We start from the raw sequence: 21,914 nt of genomic DNA, 5'->3' as shown, positions 1-21,914 counted from the left end.
TAACCGGATTTCGGTGCCTCGCCTGCACCCTTTGGGGCAGATGGAATCGAAAGGGTGCACGGATGAAAAAGACGCTGTTCAAGATGACGATGGGGCTGGGCATCATGGTGCTGGCCGCCCAGCAGGTACAGGCCCGGAACTGCGCCCCGCGCGAAGACGTGGTCAAGCGGTTGACCGAAACCTATGGCGAGACCCGTCAGGGCATCGGCATCGCGCGCCGAGGCGCGGTGATGGAGGTCTATGCCTCGGACACAAGCGATAGTTGGACGATCACGGTGACGATGCCAGACGGAATGACCTGTCTGATCGCGTCCGGTCAGTCTTATGAGGACATGGCCGAGGCGCTGCCGCCCAACGTCTAGGTCAGCGCATCCCAGATCAGTTTGCTGCCGGTCAGGGTCAGCAGGACATAAGCGATGCCAAAGAACAGGCGCTCTGACAGCATGAAATGCGCCCGGACGCCCAACCACGCGCCAAGAATGGCGAAAGGGGTCAGTAGTAGATCCGCCAGCGCCGTGTGCCATGTGAACAGGCCCAAATAGGCGAAGGGCACGAATTTCGCTGCGTTGATGACCCAGAAAACCAGCACGGTGCTGGCCTGAAACTCGGTCTTCGTCAGGCGTTGCGACAGCAGGTATACGGCTGCGGGCGGGCCGCCGGCGTGGCTGACAAAGCTGGTGAACCCGGCCACCAGCCCCGCAAACAGCCCGGCCGAGGGTGGCAGCCGGTTGGCAAAGCCGCGAATCCAGCCCTTGCTTTGCGCCACATGCCAGACCACGAACCCGACCGAGATCCCCCCGATCAGCAGACGCAGCAAATCGTCATCTGTCACGCGATACAGCCACGCGCCCAGAGCGATACCAGGCACAGCGCCAAGGATCAGCAGGCGCGAATCCGGCCAGCTCCAGCGTTTCCAATAGGGTTTCAGCGTGGCGACGTCGATCACCATCAGGATCGGCAGCATCAGCGCCAGCGCCTGTCCCGGCGTCAGGATCAGCGCCAGAATCGACGAAGACGCGAAGGCCACGCCCGACCCGAACCCGCCCTTGGAAATGCCGGCGAAGATCACGGCCGGGATCGCCACGGCAAAAAACATCAGGTCCAGTTCGAACATTTAGTCTTCCGAATACTTCAGGAATCGCGCCCCTCGGACGGCACAAATACGGTATGCGGTTGTATGCCACGCAGCACAACCCTTGCACAAATCCGTTTTACCGACTAGCACGACCGCGATTTCTAACCCCATCGGAGATTTTCCACATGGCCAGACCCAAGATCGCGCTGATCGGCGCAGGTCAGATCGGCGGCACGCTCGCCCACCTCGCTGCAATGAAAGAACTGGGTGACGTCGTCCTGTTCGACATCGCCGAAGGCACCCCCGAAGGCAAGGCGCTGGACATCGCAGAATCCGGCCCCTCCGAAGGGTTCGACGCCAAGCTGAAGGGCACCCAGTCCTACGAAGACATCGCAGGCGCGGACGTCTGCATCGTCACCGCCGGTGTGCCCCGCAAACCGGGCATGAGCCGCGACGACCTGCTGGGCATCAACCTGAAGGTCATGAAATCCGTGGGTGAAGGCATCGCTGCCAATGCTCCGGATGCGTTCGTCATCTGCATCACCAACCCGCTGGACGCAATGGTCTGGGCGCTGCGCGAATTCTCGGGCCTGCCCCATAACAAGGTATGCGGCATGGCCGGCGTTCTGGACTCGGGCCGTTTTGCCCATTTCCTGTCGGAAGAGTTCAACGTCTCGATGCGCGACGTCACCGCGTTCGTTCTGGGTGGCCACGGCGACACCATGGTGCCGTCGGTGCGTTACTCGACCGTTGCCGGTATCCCGCTGCCCGATCTGGTTGAAATGGGCTGGACCACACAGGAGAAACTGGACGCCATCGTTCAGCGCACCCGTGACGGCGGTGCCGAAATCGTTGGACTGCTGAAAACCGGCTCGGCCTTCTATGCTCCGGCCACCTCGGCGATCGAAATGGCCGAAGCCTATCTGAAAGACCAGAAGCGCGTTCTGCCCTGTGCCGCCTATTGCAATGGCGAGCTGGGCGTAGATGGCATGTATGTCGGCGTCCCCACCGTGATCGGCGCAGGCGGCATCGAGCGTGTTGTCGACATCAAGCTCAACGAAGAAGAGCAAGCCGGTTTCGACAACTCGGTCAACGCCGTGAAGGGCCTGATCGAAGCGTGCAAGGGTATCGACAGCTCTCTGGCCTGATCCTTCCACAGCACAAAATTCAAAAAAACCGGTCCTCTTTGGGCCGGTTTTCTTTTGCAATCAAGGCTGATGTTAGACGTGTCGCCAATGTTGGCGCAAACGTCGCAAATCCTTTATTTGTTGGCACCAATGGCCATGCGCATCCAGATATCGAATCAACATACACCGCCCACAAAATTTGTGATCACACCAGAAAATACTGTGATCACAAATGCTGAAAATCTTTGCTAAAAACTGCGTCGGCGGCAAAAAAACCTTTAAACTTGTCCCCTAGACACCCCTATAACGATCTAATCGTAGTCAGACGGGACAATTTCGATGAATATTCACGAATACCAAGCCAAGGCTCTTCTTCGCAGCTATGGCGCTCCGGTCTCCGAAGGTCGCGCGGTTCTGCGCGCCGAGGAAGCCAAAACCGCAGCCGGTGAACTGGATGGCCCCCTTTGGGTTGTCAAAGCCCAAATCCACGCAGGTGGCCGCGGCAAGGGCTCGTTCAAAGAGGCCGACGCCGGTGAAAAGGGCGGTGTCCGTCTGACCAAATCGGTCGAAGAGGCCGCCGAAGAAGCCAAAAAGATGCTGGGCCGCACGCTGGTTACACATCAGACCGGCCCCGCGGGCAAGCAGGTCAACCGCATTTATATCGAGGCCGGGTCCGGCATCGAGCGTGAGTTGTATCTGGCGCTGCTGGTGGATCGCCAGACCAGCCGCATTTCCTTTGTCTGCTCGACCGAAGGCGGCATGGACATCGAAGAAGTCGCCGAGTCCACGCCCGAGAAAATCCTGTCCTTCTCGGTGGACCCTGTGACCGGCTATCAGGCCTATCACGGTCGTCGCATCGCCTTCTCGCTGGGTTTGCAAGGCGCGCAGGTCAAGCAATGCGTCAAGCTGATGGGTCAGCTGTACCAGGCCTTCGTCGAGAAGGACATGGAGATGCTGGAGATCAACCCGCTGATCGTGGCCGAAGGCGGCGACCTCAAGGTGCTGGACGCCAAGCTGGGCTTTGACGGCAACGCAGTTTACCGCCACCCCGACATCGCTGAACTGCGCGACGAGACCGAGGAAGACCCCAAAGAACTCGAAGCCTCGAAATACGACCTGAACTACATCGCGCTGGATGGTGAGATTGGGTGCATGGTGAACGGTGCCGGTCTGGCGATGGCGACCATGGACATCATAAAACTGTATGGTGCCGAGCCTGCCAACTTCCTCGATGTAGGTGGCGGAGCCACCAAAGAGAAAGTGACCGAGGCGTTCAAGATCATCACCTCGGACCCGAACGTCAAAGGCATTCTGGTCAACATCTTCGGCGGCATCATGCGCTGTGATGTGATTGCCGAAGGCGTAGTCGCCGCGGTGAAAGAGGTCGGCCTCAAGGTCCCCCTGGTCGTGCGTCTGGAAGGCACGAACGTTGAGAAGGGCAAAGAGATCATCAACACCTCTGGCCTGGACGTAATCGCAGCGGACAACCTGAAAGACGGTGCCGAGAAGATCGTGAAGGCCGTCAAAGGCTGATGTCATCCCGTTGGATGGGCTTCGGCCCATCTTTCCCAAGATTTCGGTGGGCTGAGGCCCGCCCTACAAAGGAGAACGCCAGATGGCAGTCCTCATCGACGAAAATACCAAAGTGATCTGTCAGGGCTTTACCGGCTCGCAGGGCACATTCCACTCTGAACAGGCCATTGCTTATGGCACCAAGATGGTCGGCGGCGTGACCCCCGGCAAAGGCGGGATGACCCATCTTGACCTGCCCGTGTTCAACTCGGTCCACGAGGCCAAGCATGTGACCGAAGCCAATGCCTCGGTGATCTATGTGCCACCGCCCTTCGCAGCTGACTCGATCCTCGAAGCGATTGACGCCGAGATGGAAGTGATCGTCTGCATCACCGAAGGCATCCCGGTTCTGGACATGATGAAGGTAAAGCGCGCGCTGGAAGGCTCCAAATCGCGCCTGATCGGCCCGAACTGCCCCGGTGTCATCACGCCGGATGCCTGCAAGATCGGCATCATGCCCGGCCACATCCACAAGCGCGGCTCGGTCGGCGTTGTGTCTCGTTCCGGTACCCTCACTTATGAGGCTGTCAAACAGACCACTGACGTGGGTCTGGGCCAGTCAACCTGCGTCGGCATCGGCGGCGACCCGATCAAAGGCACCGAACATATCGACGTGCTGGAATGGTTCCTGGCCGATGACGAGACCCACTCGATCATCATGATCGGTGAGATCGGTGGTTCAGCCGAAGAGGAAGCCGCACAGTTCCTGGCGGATGAAGCCAAGAAGGGCCGCAAAAAGCCGGTTGCTGGCTTCATTGCAGGCCGCACAGCTCCTCCGGGCCGCCGCATGGGCCACGCAGGCGCGATCGTCGCCGGTGGCAAAGGCGGTGCCGAGGATAAGATCGAAGCCATGCGCTCGGCCGGTATCGTCGTGGCAGAAAGCCCGGCAACGCTGGGTGAGGCCGTGCTGGAAGCGATTGGGTAAAATGGAACAGGCGCTGATCTCAGAACTGAGGGCAGCGCCCGCCCAAGGGGTGGGCAAGAAGCACCCGCCCTTTGGGGCGGGTTGGGCGATGCCCGGCGGTGCCCACCGTGCGGGTCTCTTAATTTTGCTCTCCTTTCTAGGAACATCTGTTGCATCCCAAAACTCTGGTATTGTTCCAATGGATCAATTCGTTGTTCGAGCTATTACAGGCCTCGATGGTGCCGAAACAGATTTACTAGAGAACGACAAGATCGCTTTCACCTATCTGAACATTCGAGTTGACGACGCCGAAATGCGTGCAGCGGCCGAATTATGGTGTTCACAGTTTGACGGAAAAGCGCGTTTGGTTTCAGACGTGCAAGTGGGACGTTACTACTGGTTGCTCGAACGTCGTCAAACTACGTTTGATTGCACCGGTGTAAACTAAAGAGGAGGAAGAGTTTAAATCGCCATGACCTTCTCCGATGCCATCCGCACCTGTTTCTCCAAGTTCTTCACGTTCTCTGGTCGCGCCTCGCGGCCTGAATACTGGTTCTTTTTCCTGTTCATCGTGATCTGGAGCCTCATCGCAGGTTTCATCGACCTTCAGTTTTTCACGCAAGTCGCCACGACCGAGACCGAAACGACGAAATCCGTCGCTGCCACATCGAGTCAACCGGTGCAGAGCATTGTCAGCCTAATCGTCTTCTTCCCGCATCTCGCGGTCGCATGGCGGCGAATGCATGATACCGGACGCAGCGGGCTTTATGCTCTGTTTCCGCTGCTCCTGATGGCCGGGGCCGTTGCGGTGCTGGTGTTCGGTATCGGCATGGCGTCCAGCTTCCAGCATGGCGGCAACCTGGATGTCCTGTTCACCCGCGCGACTTTACTGATTGTTATACCCACCCTTCTAATCCTGATGATCTCGCCGCTTCTGGTGCTGTGGTGGCTGACCCGCCCCAGCCAGCCAGGCACCAACAAATACGGTCCCAACCCATATGAGGTAACCCAATGACCGAGCACTCGCCCAACTCCGCCTTTCATGCCTCAAGCTTCATGCAGGGGCACAACGCCGAATACCTGGAGCAGCTTTACGCTCAATACACGCGCGACCCGAACGCGGTTGATGCGGCCTGGGCCGAGTTCTTTCGCGCCATGGGCGATGCCTCGCCGGATGTGCAGCGCGAGGCCGAGGGGCCATCCTGGGCGCGCACCGACTGGCCGCCGATGCCGGCGGATGACCTGACCGGGGCGCTCACGGGCGAGTGGGCCGAGATTGACGCCAAGGCGGCGGGCAACAAGATCAAAGATAAGGCGGCGGCCAAGGGCGTTGAGGTCAGCGAAGACCAGATCAAGCGCGCGGTGCTGGACAGCCTGCGGGCCTTGATGCTGATCCGGGCCTATCGGATTCGGGGCCATCTGGCCGCCGATCTCGACCCGCTGGGGATGCGCGCCGCAACAAACCACCCCGAGCTGGATCCAAAGACCTATGGCTTTACCGAGGCCGACATGGACCGGCCGATCTTTATCGACAACGTGCTGGGCCTGCAGATGGCCTCGATGCGGCAGATCGTTGATATCGTGAAACGCACATATTGCGGCACCTTTGCGCTGCAATACATGCATATCTCAGATCCAGAACAGGCTGCTTGGCTGAAGGAACGGATCGAAGGCTACGGCAAGGAAATTGCTTTCACCAAGGAAGGACGCAAAGCCATCCTGAACAAGATGGTCGAAGCTGAGGGCTTCGAGAAATTCCTTCACGTCAAATACATGGGCACCAAGCGGTTCGGCCTGGACGGCGGTGAGGCTCTGATCCCCGCGATGGAACAGATCATCAAGCGCGGCGGCGCGCTGGGTGTGCGTGACATTGTTATCGGGATGCCGCACCGAGGCCGTCTTAACATTCTGGCCAACGTGATGCGCAAACCCTATCGCGCGATCTTCAACGAATTCCAGGGCGGCAGCTTCAAGCCCGAGGATGTGGATGGCTCAGGCGATGTAAAATACCACCTCGGCGCCTCGAGCGACCGCGAGTTTGATGGCAACAGCGTTCACCTGTCGCTGACGGCCAACCCCTCGCACCTTGAGGCGGTGAACCCCGTCGTTCTGGGCAAGGTCCGCGCCAAACAGGATCAGTTGAAAGACAACGAGCGTACCGCTGTGATGGGCATCCTGCTGCATGGCGACGCGGCCTTTGCTGGTCAGGGTGTCGTGGCCGAAGGGTTTGGCCTGTCGGGTCTGCGCGGTCACAAAACCGGCGGCACCATGCATATCGTAGTGAACAACCAGATCGGGTTCACCACTGCGCCGCATTTCAGCCGCTCCAGCCCCTACCCCACCGATATCGCGCTGATGGTTGAGGCACCGATCTTCCACGTGAACGGTGACGACCCTGAGGCCGTGGTTCATGCCGCCAAGGTCGCGACCGAGTTCCGCCAGAAGTTCCACAAGGATGTGGTCATCGACATCTTCTGCTACCGCCGGTTTGGTCACAACGAGGGCGACGAGCCCATGTTCACCAACCCGATCATGTACAAGAAGATCAAGACACATAAGACGACCCTGTCGCTGTATACCGAGCGTCTGGTCAAAGACGGCCTGATCCCCGAAGGCGAGATCGAGGATATGAAAGCCGCCTTCCAGGCGCAGCTGAATGACGAGTTCGAAGCCGGGAAAGACTATAAGCCCAACAAGGCCGACTGGTTGGATGGGCGCTGGTCACATCTGGACAAGAATAAAGACGAATATGTCAGGGGCGATACCGCGATCACGCCAGAAACTATGGCCGAGGTCGGCACAGCCCTGACCCATGTTCCTGCGGATATTGCTTTGCACAAAACAGTGGGCCGTCTTTTGGACCACAAAAAGCAGATGTTCGACAATGGCAAAGGCTTTGACTGGGCTACGGGTGAGGCGCTGGCCTTTGGGTCGCTTTTGACCGAAGGCTATCCGGTGCGTCTGTCTGGCCAAGACGCGACACGCGGGACGTTCAGCCAACGCCATTCTGGCTTTGTCCATCAGGAAACAGAAGAGCGGTACTATCCGCTGAACAACATCCGGGCTGGTCAATCACAGTACGAGGTGATCGACTCGATGCTGTCGGAATACGCGGTGCTTGGGTTCGAATATGGCTATTCGCTGGCCGAACCCAACGCGCTGACCCTGTGGGAAGCGCAGTTTGGCGACTTTGCCAACGGCGCGCAGATCATGTTCGACCAGTTCATCAGCTCGGGCGAAAGCAAATGGCTGCGCATGTCTGGTCTGGTCACGCTGCTGCCGCACGGGTTCGAAGGGCAAGGCCCCGAACACTCGTCAGCGCGTCTGGAACGGTTCCTGCAGATGTGCGGTCAGGACAACTGGATCGTGGCAAACTGTACGACGCCTGCGAACTATTTCCACATCTTGCGCCGTCAGCTGCACCGGACCTTCCGCAAACCGCTGATCCTGGTGACGCCGAAATCGCTGTTGCGGCACAAGCTGGCCGTCAGCACGGCTGCGGATTTCACCACCGGCTCCAGCTTCCATCGGGTGCTGTGGGATGACGCGCAGCATGGCAATTCTGACACCAAGCTGGTCAAGGATGACAAGATCAAGCGAGTCGTTCTGTGTTCGGGCAAGGTCTACTATGACTTGCTGGAAGAACGGGACGCGCGCGGCATCGACGACGTCTATCTAATGCGGATCGAGCAATATTATCCTTTCCCGGCGCACTCGCTGATCAACGAGCTTGAGCGTTTCAAGGGCGCCGAGATCGTCTGGTGTCAGGAAGAGCCCAAGAACCAAGGTGCCTGGACCTTTATCGAACCCAACATCGAATGGGTTTTGACCCGGATTAAAGCCAAACATACACGGCCCCGCTATGTCGGTCGCGCCACTTCGGCCTCGCCCGCGACGGGTTTGGCCAGCCAACACAAAGCCCAACAAGAAGCGCTGGTGAACGAAGCGCTGAGCATTGAAGGAAAGTAATGATGTCCATTGAAGTTCGTGTTCCCACGCTGGGCGAGTCGGTCACTGAAGCCACGGTTGCCACATGGTTCAAAAAGCCCGGAGATGCGGTGGCAGTTGACGAAATGCTCTGCGAGCTAGAGACCGACAAGGTCACCGTCGAGGTCCCCGCCCCCGCTGCAGGTGTAATGGGTGAAATCGTCGCCGCCGAAGGTGAAACCGTTGGCGTTGACGCGCTGCTGGCCACGATCGTGGCAGGCGAAGGCGCTGCCCCCGCCCCAGCGGCGGCGGCGGCCCCTGCGGCAGACGCTCCGGCAGCATCAGGCGACAGTGTCGACGTGATGGTTCCCACGCTGGGCGAATCCGTAACCGAGGCAACCGTGTCCACATGGTTCAAACAGGTGGGCGACGCCGTCGCGCAGGACGAAATGCTGTGTGAGCTGGAAACCGACAAGGTTTCGGTCGAAGTTCCGGCCCCGGCGGCGGGCGTTCTGGCCGAAATCACCGCCCCCGAAGGCACCACGGTGGATGCCTCGGCCAAGCTGGCCGTGATCTCGGGCGCGGGTGCTGTTGCGGCTCCGGCGGCTGCTCCGGCAGCGGCGGCCCCTGCGGCTGCGGCCACCGGCAAGGATGTGTCCAACGCGCCTTCGGCTGAGAAAGCGATGGCCGAGGCCGGTCTGTCCGCAGGTCAAGTCGCAGGCACAGGCCGCGACGGTCGCATCATGAAAGAGGACGTGGCCCGCGCCGTGGCAACGGCTGCAGCACCTGCACCTGCTGCTGCTCCGGCTCCGGCCCCTGCGCCGCGTGCCCCTGTGGCCGCTGACGATGCCGCGCGCGAGGAACGGGTCAAGATGACCCGCCTGCGTCAGACCATCGCCAAACGCCTGAAAGACAGCCAAAACACCGCCGCCATGCTGACCACCTATAACGAGGTGGACATGACCGAGGTGATGGCTCTGCGCAACCAGTACAAAGACCAGTTCGAGAAGAAGCACGGTGTGCGTCTGGGCTTTATGTCCTTCTTCACCAAGGCTTGCTGCCACGCGCTGAAAGAAGTGCCCGAGGTGAATGCCGAGATCGACGGCACCGACATTGTCTACAAAAACTTCGTCCATATGGGCGTGGCCGCCGGTACGCCGACCGGTCTGGTGGTTCCGGTCATCCGCGATGCTGACAGCATGTCCTTCGCGGCGATCGAAAAAGCCATCGCCGAGAAAGGCAAACGCGCCCGTGACGGCAAGTTGTCGATGGCGGAAATGCAGGGCGGCACCTTCACCATCTCGAACGGTGGTGTTTACGGCTCTCTGATGTCCTCGCCGATCCTGAACCCCCCGCAATCGGGTATTCTGGGCATGCATAAGATTCAGGACCGCCCGATGGCGATCAATGGTCAGGTTGTGATCCGTCCGATGATGTATCTGGCGCTGTCCTATGACCACCGGATCGTCGACGGCAAAGGCGCGGTGACCTTCCTGGTGCGCGTGAAAGAGGCGTTGGAAGATCCGCGCCGCCTGCTGATGGATCTGTAATCATGGCAACACATGTTCTGTGGCAGGCCGATGTGGCCGATTTTGACGCCTGGCTGACCGTGTTCCGCGAAGATCAGCCTATGCGCAAGGCGGCAGGCATCTACGACCTGCACGTTTGGCGCGACCCCGATCAGCGCGACCACGCCATCGCGATGTTTGAGGTGCGCGATCTGGACAAGGCCCGTGCTTTTCTGGATTCGCAGGAATTGGCGATGCACCACGAACGCGGCGGCGTTGCCCATATCCAGGTGAAACTGCTGCAGCCTGTCTGACTCTGAAACAGCCCGTGTGCGGAACGATCTCGCACACGGGCACGCACATACCTGTGAACCCAGCCTGCCTTCACCCACGGCGGATGGTAATCGCAAGACCGGACTGAGATTTACAAAAGGATAAACATCATGTCTTCCGAGCTTTCGATACTTGCCCTCTATGGCCTTGTGGTCATCGTTGTGGTGCTGCTGAATGTCCTGACTGCAATGTCTCAGGTCGGGCTGATGACGCTGGGTGGCGCGCGCGATGACATGCCGCCTTTGACCGGAGTTGCCGGACGAGTGGAACGCGCACTAGCAAATTCCGTCGTGGCCATGGCCCTGTTCGCCCCTGCAGTTTTGATCCTGTCTGCCAAAAACGCCTTTACCGGTGGTACGTTGTTTGCAGCACAGATCTTTCTGCTCGCGCGGATCGCCTTTGTGCCGATCTACGCCTTTGCCATCCCCGTTCCGTTCCTGCGCACCACTGTCTGGCTGGCAGGGTTCCTGGCAACGGCTTACCTTTACCTTCAAGCGCTTTAAGGCGCGACTCGCCGCGCCCTGCACAATGGCGCGGCTCTAACACAGTTTGCCGCGATCAGGCTCTGCAACGAATACCGGATGGTAGACATGACCCCCGAAACCACAGTTCTTACCCTGGCCGCCCTGCTTTGGGCCGTTCAGTTCATCGCATATCTGGCCGTCGGCCACGGCAAGATCGACCTGAACAAAGCCATTGGCCCCCGCGACACAGAGGTTGATCGCCCCGGAGCGTCGGGCCGGATGCACCGCGCGCTCAGCAACATGACCGAGGGGCTGACCCTGTTCGCCATTGCCGCCCTTGTCATTACCGTGACAGGACAATCGACCTCATTCACCGCCACTGCCGCCTGGATTTTTCTGATCGCGCGCGTTCTTTATGTTCCGGCCTATGCGCTGGGCTGGACGCCGTGGCGCACAATCATCTGGATGGCCGGCTTTTTAGCAACTGTCGCAATGCTGCTTGCGGCGCTGTTTTAACCGTGTTTCTCAGGTTAGAATAAAACGCCTAGGGATCAGGGCGCACGCCCACACCATAGAACAACAAAGGACCATTTGAATGGCAAACTATGACGTCATCGTAATCGGAGCCGGCCCCGGCGGCTATGTCTGTGCCATCCGCTGCGCCCAGCTGGGCCTGAAAACTGCCGTTGTCGAAGGGCGTGACACGCTGGGCGGCACCTGCCTGAACGTGGGCTGCATCCCGTCCAAGGCGCTGCTGCACGCGAGCCATCAGCTGCACGAGGCCGAGCATAACTTTGCCAAGATGGGTCTCAAGGGCAAAAGCCCCTCGGTCGACTGGAAGCAGATGCAGTCCTACAAGGATGAAGTGATCGACGGCAACACCAAGGGCATCGAGTTCCTGTTCAAGAAGAACAAGATCGACTGGCTGAAAGGCTGGGGTTCGATCCCCGCTGCCGGGCAGGTCAAAGTGGGGAACGAGGTTCACACCGCCAAGAACATCATCATCGCATCCGGGTCCGAGCCGTCCTCGCTGCCCGGAGTTGAGGTGGATGAAAAAGTCGTCGTGACCTCGACCGGCGCGCTGTCGCTGGGCAAGATCCCGAAAAAGATGGTCGTGATCGGCGCGGGCGTAATCGGGCTGGAACTGGGCTCGGTCTATCAGCGTCTGGGGACCGAGGTGACGGTGATCGAATTCCTCGACGTGATTACGCCGGGCATGGACCCCGAGGTTCAAAAGACCTTCCAGCGTATCCTCAAGAAGCAGGGCCTGAAATTTGTCATGGGCGCCGCCGTGCAAAAGACCGAGGCCACCAAGACGAAGGCCAAGGTCACCTACAAGCTGCGCAAAGATGACAGCGAGCATGTGATTGAGGCTGACACCGTGCTGGTCGCCACCGGGCGCAAGCCATTCTCGGACGGTCTGGGACTGGAGGCTTTGGGCGTCGAGATGACCCAGCGCGGTCAGATCAAAGTCGGGACTGACTGGCAGACCAACGTGCCCGGCATCTATGCCATCGGCGATGTAACCGAGGGCCCGATGCTGGCCCACAAGGCCGAGGATGAGGGCATGGCCGCCGCCGAACAGGTCGCGGGCAAGCATGGCCATGTGAATTATGGAGTCATTCCGGGCGTCATCTACACCTGGCCCGAGGTCGCCAATGTCGGTGAGACCGAGGAAACCCTGAAAGCTGCAGGTCGCGCCTATAAGGTCGGCAAGTTCATGTTCATGGGCAATGGACGTGCCAAGGCGAACTTCGCCGCTGATGGGTTCGTCAAGATTCTGGCCGACAAAGAGACCGACCGCATTCTGGGCGCCCACATCATCGGCCCCGCAGCAGGTGATCTGATCCACGAGGTCTGCGTTGCAATGGAATTCGGGGCCTCAGCCGAGGATCTGGCCCTGACCTGCCACGCGCACCCGACCTATTCCGAGGCGGTACGCGAAGCGGCTCTGGCCTGCGGCGACGGTCCGATCCACAGTTAAGTTATGTGACCCCGGCAACTACTTTGCCGGGGTCAACCACGCTATCAAGTATCCCTCTAATCGGTCTGTAAACGTGCTGGCCGAGTGTAGCGCGCAGAATTTCAGCGACATCGCTTGCAAGGCAAAGGCCTGAACCCCTTCGGCCTGCAGGTCCGCCGAAATATCCTGACGCAATTGGGCGGTTTTCAACCAATCGGAAACCAGACGGAAATACCTTTCGAAACACTGCGCAATCGGGCCTATTTCAGCGATCGCCGCCGCCCCTGAATAACGCAGTATCAGATCGAACACATAGCGTTCGGACATCATAAAACTGTGTATCGGCTCCAACGCTACCACAATTTGGTGCACGTTTTGCGGGGACGATCCAGCTTCGACAGAATCAAAACACGCGCTTAGCTTTTCGCCAATCAGGATTTCCATCAAGGCGTCCTTGTCCTTGAAATGCGCAAAGAACGTGCCCTTTGCGACGCCGGCAATCTGCACCACTTCCTCAACGCGCAGAGCTTCAAACCCGCCGCTCTCAACAACTTCTGCCGCAGCAGCCAACAGGCGCGCTCGAGTTTTCAAAGTACGTTTTTGCATAAGGTTCTTTCGCACAGTTTTTGACCGTGGTCAAATTTTTTATTGACCACGGTCATTTTTGATTCTAAATAAATGACCGTGGTCACTTTTAGGAGAAATCAAATGAAACTCAAAAAGATCCTCATCCTTGATGGGCACCCGGCTGAAAACAGCCTGTCCCGGACTTTCGCACAGACCTACGCAGACGCTGCACGCGCCAAAGGACATGAAATACGGATGGTTCATCTGAGCGAACTGCAGTTCGATCACGACTTTGGCCAGGGCAATTACCAGAATTTCAAACCGTTGGAGCCGGTGTTGGAGCAGGTTTTGCAAGACGTCGAATGGAGTGATCATCTGGTTTTGACGACACCGATGTGGTGGGGTGGTCTTCCCGCCAAGCTGAAGGGATTGATAGACCGGATGTTCATCCCCGGCCGAACCTTTGACACCAGAAACACCACCCTGGCAGGCTTGCCCGCACCCTTACTTTCCGGCCGCACAGCGCGCGTGATCCTGACGTCAGACACACCTGGCTGGTTTATGCGGCTTGTCTACCGGCAGGCTCTGGTAAGACAGATCAAAGGTCAGATTCTTGGATTTGTCGGCTTTAAACCGACCCGATTCACTTATTTCGCCGGGGCGAGCCAACCCAAAGAAGGCCTCGTGGAACAATGGATCTCACATATCGCTAAGATCGGAGCAGCCGCAATTTGACATTCTGCTTACCACATCGTTTGTGCGGCGCGTGCGCCCCACTCCCGGTCATAGCGCAAGCCGCCCTCGTCTCCATCTGACGCTTCGGCCAGAAGTTCACCAACTGTGGGCAGATCGGCCGTCTCGTCCCCGTTGTTCCAGGTTCGAGCGCGCATCAAGGCGCGGGCGCATTGCGAATAGATTTCGGCGATCTGAACGACAATCACGGTGGTCGGTCGTTTACCCTGTTTTTCGAACCGAGCTACCAGATTCTCGTCAGCAGTCACTTTGGCGGTTCCGTTCACGCGCACGACGTTGTTGGAACCGGGCACCACGAACATCAGTGATACGCGAGGATCGCGGACTATGTTGCGCAGGCTATCGAGGCGATTATTTCCGCGCCAGTCCGGCATGGCAATTGTGTGCGGATCCAATTCAAGAACCACCGGGCCGTCATCCCCGCGTGGACTGCCATCTACGCCTTCGGGGCCCACAGTGCTGAGAACGCATAGGCGTGAGGCCATTATCCACTTGCGATACAATGGCGTCATCCTGTGCACCACCTTGCGCAGCGAGGGTGCCGCCGGCGTACCATACAAACCCGTTAGGGTTTCGATATCCTCAACGAAATTCATCAGGATCAAACCCCACTTCTTTCATCAACGTGTTCGAGCGATCCTCTATCACATCTTCTAGGCGTTCCAAAAATGAACCCCGTTCAACACCCGGTTCGATCCGATCAAGAAAGTCGACAATCGCCAGGCCGGGTTTACGCATGATGCCCGAGCGTGGCCAGAACACACCCGCATTTGTGGCGACAGGTACACAGGGAAAACCCAGCCCCTCGTACAGGACCGCAGTGCCCACCTTATAAGGTTTCTGCACCCCAGGCGCGACGCGCGTTCCCTGGGGATAGATGACCAATTGACCGGGTTCCGAGAATTCTTTCGCGACGTCCTTGACCATCTTTGCCACCGCCGCACCTTTTTTACCGCGGTCCACCGGAATGCACCCCAAACGACGCGCATAAACTCCGATGATCGGGGTCCACATAAGCTCTCGTTTCATGATGAACTTGGCCTGCGGCATCGCGTTGAAGATCATGATGATATCTAAGAAAGACTGGTGCTTCGCGCCTACGACAACCTCATCTACTGGCGCGGTTCCACGCACTTCGCATCGAATACCAACCATCCAACGCGCCAGCCACATAGTAGACCGCGCATAGGACTTGCACGCCTTCCGAGCCCCCTGCTTTGCAAAGATGGCGTAGGGCGCGAAGACGATACCAAGGATCAGCATCCAAACATAGATGACGATCATGAAAACCAAAGAGCGAAACCACTGAACCGCTGTTGCCATCAAGAAAGCTCCTTCAGTTTTCGGCTGGCGGCGCTCCATGTCGCCAGAAACGCGACAGTGGCCCCCAGTATCGGAATCAGGGTTGGCAGTAGCCAGCCGACCCCTTTGAAACCAAGCCCAGTCAAAAAACCACCTTCATCCGAAGCCTCGGGCAACAGCAGAACACCGGTCATACCAAGAAACATTCCAACCATCGCCCCAAAGAATGCACGATACGTGAACCGTCTGACAAACGCATTGGCGATAAACCGGTCCTGCGCCCCAACAAGACGCAGAACCTCGATGATCTGGGCATTTGCGGCAAGCGACGCATTGGCCGCCAGCGTGATCATCGCCGCTGTGGCCCCCCCGATCAGCAGGATCGAGACCCACCCCAGCCTGCGTAAGGACATCGCCGCATCGACCAGAGGCTCGCGCCATCGGGTATGATCATCCAACACCGCTCCGGGCACCTCGGCCCCCAGGCGCAGACGTAAACCTGCGGCATCCATACCGGGCTCGCCTTCGATCACTTCGATCAATTGCGGGACGGGCAGCGTGTCCAGTGGCAGATCAGAACCGAACCAAGGAGATAGCAGGGCGATTTGTTCCTCGGCCGTCAAAGCACGGGCTGACGCCACGCCAGGTGTTTGCGACAGAACGGCCAGCGCAGCCTCGGTTTGGGCCGCAAGCTGATCTGCGGGCGCGTTGATGCGCAGGGTCGCCGCCCCGGCCAGCTCGGTGGCCCAACGATCCGCCAACCGTCCCGAAGCTAGTGACAAAGCCAAGGCAAAAACGGCCAGGAACGCCATAGCGCCTGACACGAACACGGTCAGTTGCGCAGTATAGCCGGTGGGCGGGACAACACGATCAGCGCTGGTGTCCCGCTTCAACAGGTTGCGGATGGCACCGTTGCTCATAGATCCGCCCCCGCCAGTTGCACTTGTCGCTGAGAAATACGCAACACCCGTGCCTGAACCTGACTTTTGGCCGCCCGTATTAGGCTAAGGTCATGCGTAGCGATCAGCACCGTCTTACCCATCTTGTTCAACTCGACCAACAGGCGCAGCAGTCGTTGGGACATTTCCCAATCAACGTTGCCGGTGGGTTCATCTGCCAAAACGACGTCAGGAGACAGGATCACCGCACGCGCCAGTGCCGCGCGTTGGCGCTCACCCCCGGACAGTTCCGGCGGAAGCGCGTCCTTGCGGTCTCCCAAACCAACCCAGTTCAGCAGCTCCGAAAGGTCCTCTTGTTGCGCAGCTTCACCGCGCCCTGACACCATCAGCGGCAGCGCTACGTTTTCGGCAAGGGACATGTGATCCAGAAATCGGCAATCCTGATGCACTACACCAATCCGGCGGCGCAGCAGCGCCATCTGATCCCGGTCCAGCCCGGCAATGTCTTGTTCAAATGCGGACAACCGACCCGACGTCGGCAACAAAGCGCCATAGCAGAGTTTGAGCAGCGTCGTTTTCCCTGCCCCCGAGGGACCGGTCAAAAAGTGGAATGATCCGGACTGCAACCGTAAGGATACATCGCTCAGCAGGGCGCCACCACCATAAGTATAGCTGACATTTTCCAGCTCGATCACGAAAGCCCCCAGTTTGCTTACCGCTCTTCTTGCCCGAGCGTCGTTGTTGTTTCAATGCCTGCACCGGGTCGAATTGGTGACACTTAGTTGGCGAAACCGAAAACACCCTTTGCTGTCAGGTCTTAACGGAATATCATCCCTGAAAAAACTATTATCAGGCCAGTTCCCCGGCCCGGAGGCAGCATGCGTCTTACATGTCCGAATTGCAGTGCCCAGTACGAGGTTCCAGATGAGGTCATTCCCGCCGAGGGTCGGGATGTGCAGTGTTCGAACTGTGAAAAGACCTGGTTTCAAAGCAAACACCCCGTAGCCGATACGGCAGAGGTTGAGTCAAAGGTTGAGCCCGAGACCGTTCCGGTTGCTCCGCCGGTCGACGAACCGGCTCTGGCCCCTGCGCCACAAAAACCCGACGTGGCGGCTGAACAACCGGCCAAATCGGAAGACACGCAGAAATCTGTCCATGTCGATCCTGACGTTGCCAGTATTCTTAAGGAAGAGGCCGCACGCGAGGCTGATCTACGCGCAAAGGAAGCCGAAAACCTTGAGACCCAGCCCGATCTGGGCCTGGATCCTCCGCAAGCGCCCGATCCCGAGGAACGTATCAAGGAACTGACCCGCACCGAGGCAGCAAAGGATGCAGCCGAAGTCGAACCGCTACCGGATGTTGAGGCTATAAACTCGAGCCTGCGCAGCGATGAACCTGTAGCGAAGAAAAATGAGGTTCAGCCTCTGCCACGCAGCTCGGGCAGCGGCTTCAAGCGCGGCTTTGTGATCGCCATCGTCATCGGTGTTGTTTTGCTGTTGCTCTATGCCAACGCGCAGCAGATTTCCGAAGCCGTACCGCAAGCCGATCCGGTTCTGGGCAGCTATGTTTCGCTGGTCGACCAAGCCCGTTTGTGGCTCGAGGCACAGACGGGATCAGGAAGCTAATCCTGTAATCAGAACCGTTCGAGAAGCCGCTTGAGGTATTCCAATTCGATTTCGGGGCGATCCGACTCACCCGTGCGGCGGCGGATTTCGTCCAGCAACTCGCGCGCGCGGCGATAGACATCTTCGCCCTGCAACAGGCTGTCATCAGTCGAAATCGTGCCTGAAGAACCGGGGCTGCGGCCAAGCGGGTCACGATTGTTGGCTTGCATGTCGCCTTCCTGCGCGCCCTGACCCGGTTGGTTCTGTTGGTTCTGAGCAAGCGCTTCACCAAGCGAACGCATTCCCTCGCGAAGAGCTTCCATAGCTTCGGACTGGTTGTCGATTGCATCGGCCAATTCATCATTGCGCAACGCTTGCTCGGCCTCATCCATGGCGCGTCCAGCGCGTCCCAACGCATCCCGCGCGGCGTCACCCTCGGGCGTTCCTGCACCGGGCAGGTTTTGCTGTTGCCGTCCCAGCTCGTCTCTCAGGGCCTGCTGGCGATCGGCCAGCGACCCTTGGCCCTGCTGGCCCTCACCAGCCTGATCCGAACCTTGACCCTGACCCCCTTGGCCTTCGTGGCTTTCACCGCGGCCCTGACCACCATTGCGGCCCTCGTTGCCCTGGTTTTCACCGGCCTGCGCGCCGGGGTTGAACTGTTCCTGCAAATCCCGGAAAGCCTGGTCGCTGAGGCCCTGCTGCTCGCGCAGAGTCTCGGCCAGACCTTCCATGGCCTGTTGGCCTTCGGATTGCTGCCCCTGACCCTGGCCTTGGGTGACTCGCATATTTTCCATCATCTGCTGGAACTCTTCCAACGCTTGCTGCGCCTCGGCCATGCGGCCCTGTTCCATCAGCTCTTGAATGCGATCCATCATCCGTTGCAGATCGTCCTGCGTCATTTGCATGGTCTCGCCGTTCTGACCTTGCTGGTTTTCAACACCTTCGCCATTTTCCTGCGCCAGGCGCTGCAGCTGGCGCATATAGTCCTGCGTCGCCTCGCGCAGTTCTTGCATCAGCTCGGCAATTTCTTCGTCCGACGCGCCGTTCTGCATCGCTTCGGTCAGACGTTCCTGCGCGCGGCGCATACGCTCCAGCGCATCAGCCAGCGTCCCATCTTCGATCAGAACCGCCAATTCCCACAGCGATTGCGCGATCTCTTCCTGCTGTTTCGGCTTCAGATCATATTCGGTAAATGTTTCGAGCCTGCGCAAGGTCACCCGCAGGCGCAGATATGCGGTATCCGAACGAAAGAACCCCTCGGGAAGATGCGAAATGGCCCGCAACAGCTGGGCCACTCTGGGCGCGTTCTCACGCGACCACAACAGATCTCGCCGCTGCTCTATTATCGCCGCGGCCAACGGATCAAAGAACCGACGAGCTGGCAGAGCGGTCATGTAGGGTTCTGATTGCCCCTCTTGATTCGCAGCGTCACGCGCTGTCAGAGAGATTTTGACCGGAAGATGTGCCCATGGATGCTGTGAAAAATCCTCAATCAGGTCTTCGACAAAATCCGCACGATCACCGGTGATCGGCATGGGGAGCTCGACCTGAATGGATTCGCGCGACTCGGGGTCTGTTGTCAGGCCGTAACGACGATCAACCGAGGCCAGATCCAACTCAATCACGGCCGCACCGGACAAGACGCCATAATCATCGCTGGCTGCGAAGGGCAGCTTCATCTGCCCCCCGGCCTCGGCCTCGGCACTGTCGGCAACGCTGATCAGCGGCGGGGAATCGGCAATGACGTTCAACGCCCAGTCCTTGCCCGCAGGGCCTTCGATCTTCAGTTCGCCCGACCGGTCCACAACAAATTCCTGTTCGGGTTCGGTTGCAGCTTCGGTGCCAAGCGCAGTGGTCGTCTCGGTCAGGCTGTGCGCGCCGACTTCACCATAAAACCGCAGGGTGATGCGGCTGCCTTGTGGAACAGACAGTGTCGCATCGGATTGGTCCGCCAAATAAAGCGTCGGCAATCCGGTATAGCGCGGAGGTTCCACCCAGCCTTCCCAAGTCGGACCCTGCCCAGCGACGGCCGCACCGGGCGCCATCTCGGCCACCGACCCAATTCGCCAGAACGACCCGAACAAGGCAGCGACAACCAAAGCCAGCAAAGCAGAATAGCGCAACGCATAGGGGTCGCGATCTGCCAGACGCAGGTTGGGTTTGACCGGATCAGCCTGCGCCGCCCGTTGCGCCATTCGCTGCTGATGCGCATGCCACAACGCCACCGAATCCGAATCCATTGCCCCAATGGCCTGATCGTCCATCAGCGCCTGAATGGGGCGACCAGGCAGAGTCTCGTCCAAACGCGCAAGCGCCTCGGCCCGAGTCGGCAGGTGGAATCGCTGCACCCCAAACGCCAAGGCCGCCATAAGGCCAAGCACGGCCAGAGAACCGATAATCCATACTGTCTCAACTGACACCAGATCTTGCAGGCCCAGCATCAAAGCGGCCAAAACGGCCATAATACCCGAGAAAAAAGGCCAAAATGCACGCCAAACCCGTTCGGCCAGCATACCCCCATGCGTCAGCCACAGGGACAGTCTTGGGATCGGCAAGGTCTGTTTGGCCATAAAGGCGAGCCTCCGTCAGCAGGCCCGCGCGCCAATCGCGTCAAAGCCACTCGGGTATGGTATCGCGGTTTATGATTTCGTCAAAGCTTGGCCGTTCACGAATAACTGCAAATTGATCCCCATGCACCAGAACTTCGGGGATCAGAGGGCGCGTGTTGTATTCGCTGGACATCACCGCTCCGTAAGCTCCGGCACTGCGGAAAGCGACCAGATCACCAGCGGCCAGAGGCGGCATGTTGCGCTGTTTTGCGAATGTATCGCCCGTTTCACACACAGGGCCCACGATGTCATAGGGTTGCTGTTCTACTCCCGGCGCGGGTTCGTTCACGGCGACGATGTCGTGATGCGCCTCATACATCGCGGGACGGATCAGGTCGTTCATCGCACCATCAAGGATCAGGAAATCGCGGCCCTCGCCCGATTTCACATAGATCACCTTACTGACCATCAAACCCGCATTGCCCGCGATCAGACGGCCCGGTTCGATCTCAATCTCGCACCCAAGATGGCCCAGTGTTTTCTGAATCAGCGCGCCGTACTCAACCGGCAGCGGCGGCGCATCATTGGCGCGGGTGTAGGGGATGCCCAGCCCGCCTCCGAGATCAAGACGGCGGATATTGTGGCCTTCGGCGCGCAGCTGTTCGGTCAGTTCGGCGACCTTGGTATAGGCCAGCTCGAACGGTTCAAGCTCGGTCAGTTGCGAGCCGATATGGACGTCGATGCCAATCACTTCCAGCCCCGGCAGGGTGGCGGCATGGGCATAGACCTCGGAGGCACATGCGATCGGGATGCCGAACTTGTTTTCCGACTTGCCGGTGGCGATCTTCGCGTGGGTCTTGGCGTCCACATCCGGGTTCACCCGCACGGTGATCGGCGCGATCACGCCCAATTCCAAGGCGATGGCGTTGATCACTTCCATCTCGGGCTCGGATTCCACGTTGAACTGGCGAATGCCGCCGGTCAGCGCGGTGCGAATCTCATCCGCTGTTTTGCCAACGCCCGAGAATACGATCTTGTCGCCCGGCACGCCTGCGGCCTTGGCCCGCAGATATTCCCCGCCCGAGACCACATCCATTCCCGCGCCCGCCTGCGCCAACGTCTTCAGGATCGCCTGATTGCTGGCCGCCTTCATCGCATAGCAGACAAGGTGGTCCATACCGTCCAGCGCATCATCGAACAGCTTGAAATGCCGCAGCAACGTCGCTGTCGAATAGACATAGAACGGGGTTCCGACCGCAGCTGCGATCTCGGAAATCGGGACATCCTCGGCGAAAAGCGCGCCGTCGCGGTAGAGAAAGTGATCCATACCTGCGCGCTTAGACCAAAAGAGGTCTGCGGATCAATAG

The 21,914-nt window shown here is 59.0% G+C and carries 22 protein-coding genes; 14 read left to right on the top strand and 8 right to left on the bottom strand.

Going from position 1 to position 21,914, the window contains the following annotated elements; all coding sequences use genetic code 11:
• Positions 1-62: 62 nt before the first annotated feature.
• Entirely contained in the window at positions 63-362 is a 300-nt protein-coding gene (locus AC2FF7_RS01370; protein WP_496905084.1) for a hypothetical protein, read from the top strand.
• Here AC2FF7_RS01370 and AC2FF7_RS01365 read toward each other — a convergent pair.
• The gene (locus AC2FF7_RS01365) at positions 359-1,114 is read right to left on the bottom strand and encodes a sulfite exporter TauE/SafE family protein (RefSeq protein WP_170751795.1); all 756 of its coding nucleotides are present in this window, start codon (positions 1,112-1,114) and stop codon (positions 359-361) included. The genes AC2FF7_RS01370 and AC2FF7_RS01365 overlap by 4 nt on opposite strands.
• A 146-nt stretch (positions 1,115-1,260) precedes the next feature.
• Here AC2FF7_RS01365 and mdh point away from each other — a divergent pair, with 146 nt between their 5' ends.
• From mdh to lpdA, 11 genes are all read left to right on the top strand, one after another.
• Positions 1,261-2,223, top strand: coding sequence for a malate dehydrogenase (gene mdh, locus AC2FF7_RS01360; protein ID WP_170353522.1), 963 nt, complete (start codon positions 1,261-1,263; stop codon positions 2,221-2,223).
• A 318-nt stretch (positions 2,224-2,541) separates the two neighbouring features.
• A complete protein-coding gene (sucC, locus tag AC2FF7_RS01355) occupies positions 2,542-3,735 on the top strand; it encodes an ADP-forming succinate--CoA ligase subunit beta (RefSeq protein WP_170353523.1) in 1,194 nt (397 codons plus the stop codon).
• Between the two features lie 82 nt (positions 3,736-3,817).
• Positions 3,818-4,699 (top strand): succinate--CoA ligase subunit alpha, encoded by an 882-nt coding sequence (gene sucD / locus AC2FF7_RS01350; protein ID WP_170353524.1) that lies wholly within the window; start codon positions 3,818-3,820, stop codon positions 4,697-4,699.
• 1 nt (position 4,700) lies between these two features.
• Positions 4,701-5,126 (top strand): hypothetical protein, encoded by a 426-nt coding sequence (locus AC2FF7_RS01345; protein WP_480866853.1) that lies wholly within the window; start codon positions 4,701-4,703, stop codon positions 5,124-5,126.
• 24 nt (positions 5,127-5,150) lie between these two features.
• Positions 5,151-5,693, top strand: a complete 543-nt coding sequence (locus AC2FF7_RS01340; RefSeq protein WP_170751803.1) for a DUF805 domain-containing protein — start codon at positions 5,151-5,153, stop codon at positions 5,691-5,693.
• Positions 5,690-8,647 carry a 2-oxoglutarate dehydrogenase E1 component gene (locus AC2FF7_RS01335; protein ID WP_480866851.1) on the top strand — a complete coding sequence of 986 codons (2,958 nt, stop codon included), beginning with the start codon at positions 5,690-5,692 and terminating at the stop codon, positions 8,645-8,647. The genes AC2FF7_RS01340 and AC2FF7_RS01335 overlap by 4 nt, the downstream gene beginning before the upstream one ends.
• A gap of 2 nt (positions 8,648-8,649) precedes the next feature.
• Positions 8,650-10,155, top strand: coding sequence for a 2-oxoglutarate dehydrogenase complex dihydrolipoyllysine-residue succinyltransferase (gene odhB / locus AC2FF7_RS01330; RefSeq protein ID WP_496905083.1), 1,506 nt, complete (start codon positions 8,650-8,652; stop codon positions 10,153-10,155).
• A gap of 2 nt (positions 10,156-10,157) precedes the next feature.
• Positions 10,158-10,427, top strand: coding sequence for a hypothetical protein (locus AC2FF7_RS01325; RefSeq protein ID WP_170751809.1), 270 nt, complete (start codon positions 10,158-10,160; stop codon positions 10,425-10,427).
• Between the two features lie 129 nt (positions 10,428-10,556).
• Complete coding sequence (locus AC2FF7_RS01320) at positions 10,557-10,949, top strand: MAPEG family protein (protein ID WP_480866848.1); 393 nt, start codon at positions 10,557-10,559, stop codon at positions 10,947-10,949.
• Positions 10,950-11,036: 87 nt separating this feature from the next.
• The gene (locus tag AC2FF7_RS01315; RefSeq protein WP_170353531.1) at positions 11,037-11,426 is read left to right on the top strand and encodes an MAPEG family protein; all 390 of its coding nucleotides are present in this window, start codon (positions 11,037-11,039) and stop codon (positions 11,424-11,426) included.
• A gap of 79 nt (positions 11,427-11,505) precedes the next feature.
• Positions 11,506-12,894, top strand: coding sequence for a dihydrolipoyl dehydrogenase (lpdA, locus tag AC2FF7_RS01310; protein WP_496905082.1), 1,389 nt, complete (start codon positions 11,506-11,508; stop codon positions 12,892-12,894).
• A gap of 18 nt (positions 12,895-12,912) precedes the next feature.
• Here lpdA and AC2FF7_RS01305 read toward each other — a convergent pair whose 3' ends face one another.
• The gene (locus AC2FF7_RS01305; RefSeq protein ID WP_496850138.1) at positions 12,913-13,479 is read right to left on the bottom strand and encodes a TetR/AcrR family transcriptional regulator; all 567 of its coding nucleotides are present in this window, start codon (positions 13,477-13,479) and stop codon (positions 12,913-12,915) included.
• 102 nt (positions 13,480-13,581) lie between these two features.
• Between AC2FF7_RS01305 and AC2FF7_RS01300 the strand changes: the two genes are divergently transcribed.
• Positions 13,582-14,175 (top strand): NAD(P)H-dependent oxidoreductase, encoded by a 594-nt coding sequence (locus tag AC2FF7_RS01300; protein WP_170353534.1) that lies wholly within the window; start codon positions 13,582-13,584, stop codon positions 14,173-14,175.
• An 8-nt stretch (positions 14,176-14,183) separates the two neighbouring features.
• Here the strand turns inward: AC2FF7_RS01300 and AC2FF7_RS01295 are convergent, their stop codons facing one another.
• From AC2FF7_RS01295 to AC2FF7_RS01280, 4 genes are read right to left on the bottom strand one after another with little or no spacing between them, the layout of a single operon-like run.
• Positions 14,184-14,789 carry a pyridoxamine 5'-phosphate oxidase family protein gene (locus AC2FF7_RS01295; protein ID WP_480866843.1) on the bottom strand — a complete coding sequence of 202 codons (606 nt, stop codon included), beginning with the start codon at positions 14,787-14,789 and terminating at the stop codon, positions 14,184-14,186.
• Positions 14,776-15,516, bottom strand: coding sequence for a lysophospholipid acyltransferase family protein (locus AC2FF7_RS01290; protein WP_170751819.1), 741 nt, complete (start codon positions 15,514-15,516; stop codon positions 14,776-14,778). The genes AC2FF7_RS01295 and AC2FF7_RS01290 overlap by 14 nt, the downstream gene beginning before the upstream one ends.
• Positions 15,516-16,415, bottom strand: coding sequence for a cell division protein FtsX (locus AC2FF7_RS01285; protein ID WP_480866841.1), 900 nt, complete (start codon positions 16,413-16,415; stop codon positions 15,516-15,518). Before AC2FF7_RS01285 ends, AC2FF7_RS01290 begins: the two co-directional genes overlap by 1 nt.
• Positions 16,412-17,089, bottom strand: a complete 678-nt coding sequence (locus AC2FF7_RS01280) for a cell division ATP-binding protein FtsE (protein WP_170724088.1) — start codon at positions 17,087-17,089, stop codon at positions 16,412-16,414. Before AC2FF7_RS01280 ends, AC2FF7_RS01285 begins: the two co-directional genes overlap by 4 nt.
• Positions 17,090-17,272: 183 nt before the next feature.
• Between AC2FF7_RS01280 and AC2FF7_RS01275 the strand changes: the two genes are divergently transcribed.
• Positions 17,273-18,019: a zinc-ribbon domain-containing protein gene (locus AC2FF7_RS01275; protein ID WP_353391194.1), complete on the top strand. Its 747-nt coding sequence runs from the start codon at positions 17,273-17,275 to the stop codon at positions 18,017-18,019.
• A gap of 8 nt (positions 18,020-18,027) precedes the next feature.
• On the opposite strand, the gene AC2FF7_RS01270 is transcribed toward AC2FF7_RS01275, so the two are convergent.
• The gene (locus tag AC2FF7_RS01270) at positions 18,028-20,568 is read right to left on the bottom strand and encodes a TIGR02302 family protein (protein ID WP_496905081.1); all 2,541 of its coding nucleotides are present in this window, start codon (positions 20,566-20,568) and stop codon (positions 18,028-18,030) included.
• A gap of 40 nt (positions 20,569-20,608) precedes the next feature.
• A complete protein-coding gene (lysA, locus tag AC2FF7_RS01265; protein ID WP_496905080.1) occupies positions 20,609-21,874 on the bottom strand; it encodes a diaminopimelate decarboxylase in 1,266 nt (421 codons plus the stop codon).
• Positions 21,875-21,914 lie beyond the last annotated feature (40 nt).

The organism is Ruegeria sp. YTSC325, assembly GCF_059609525.1.
The sequence above is the reverse complement of the archived record's forward strand: the minus strand, read 5'-3'. Positions and strand labels throughout refer to the sequence as shown.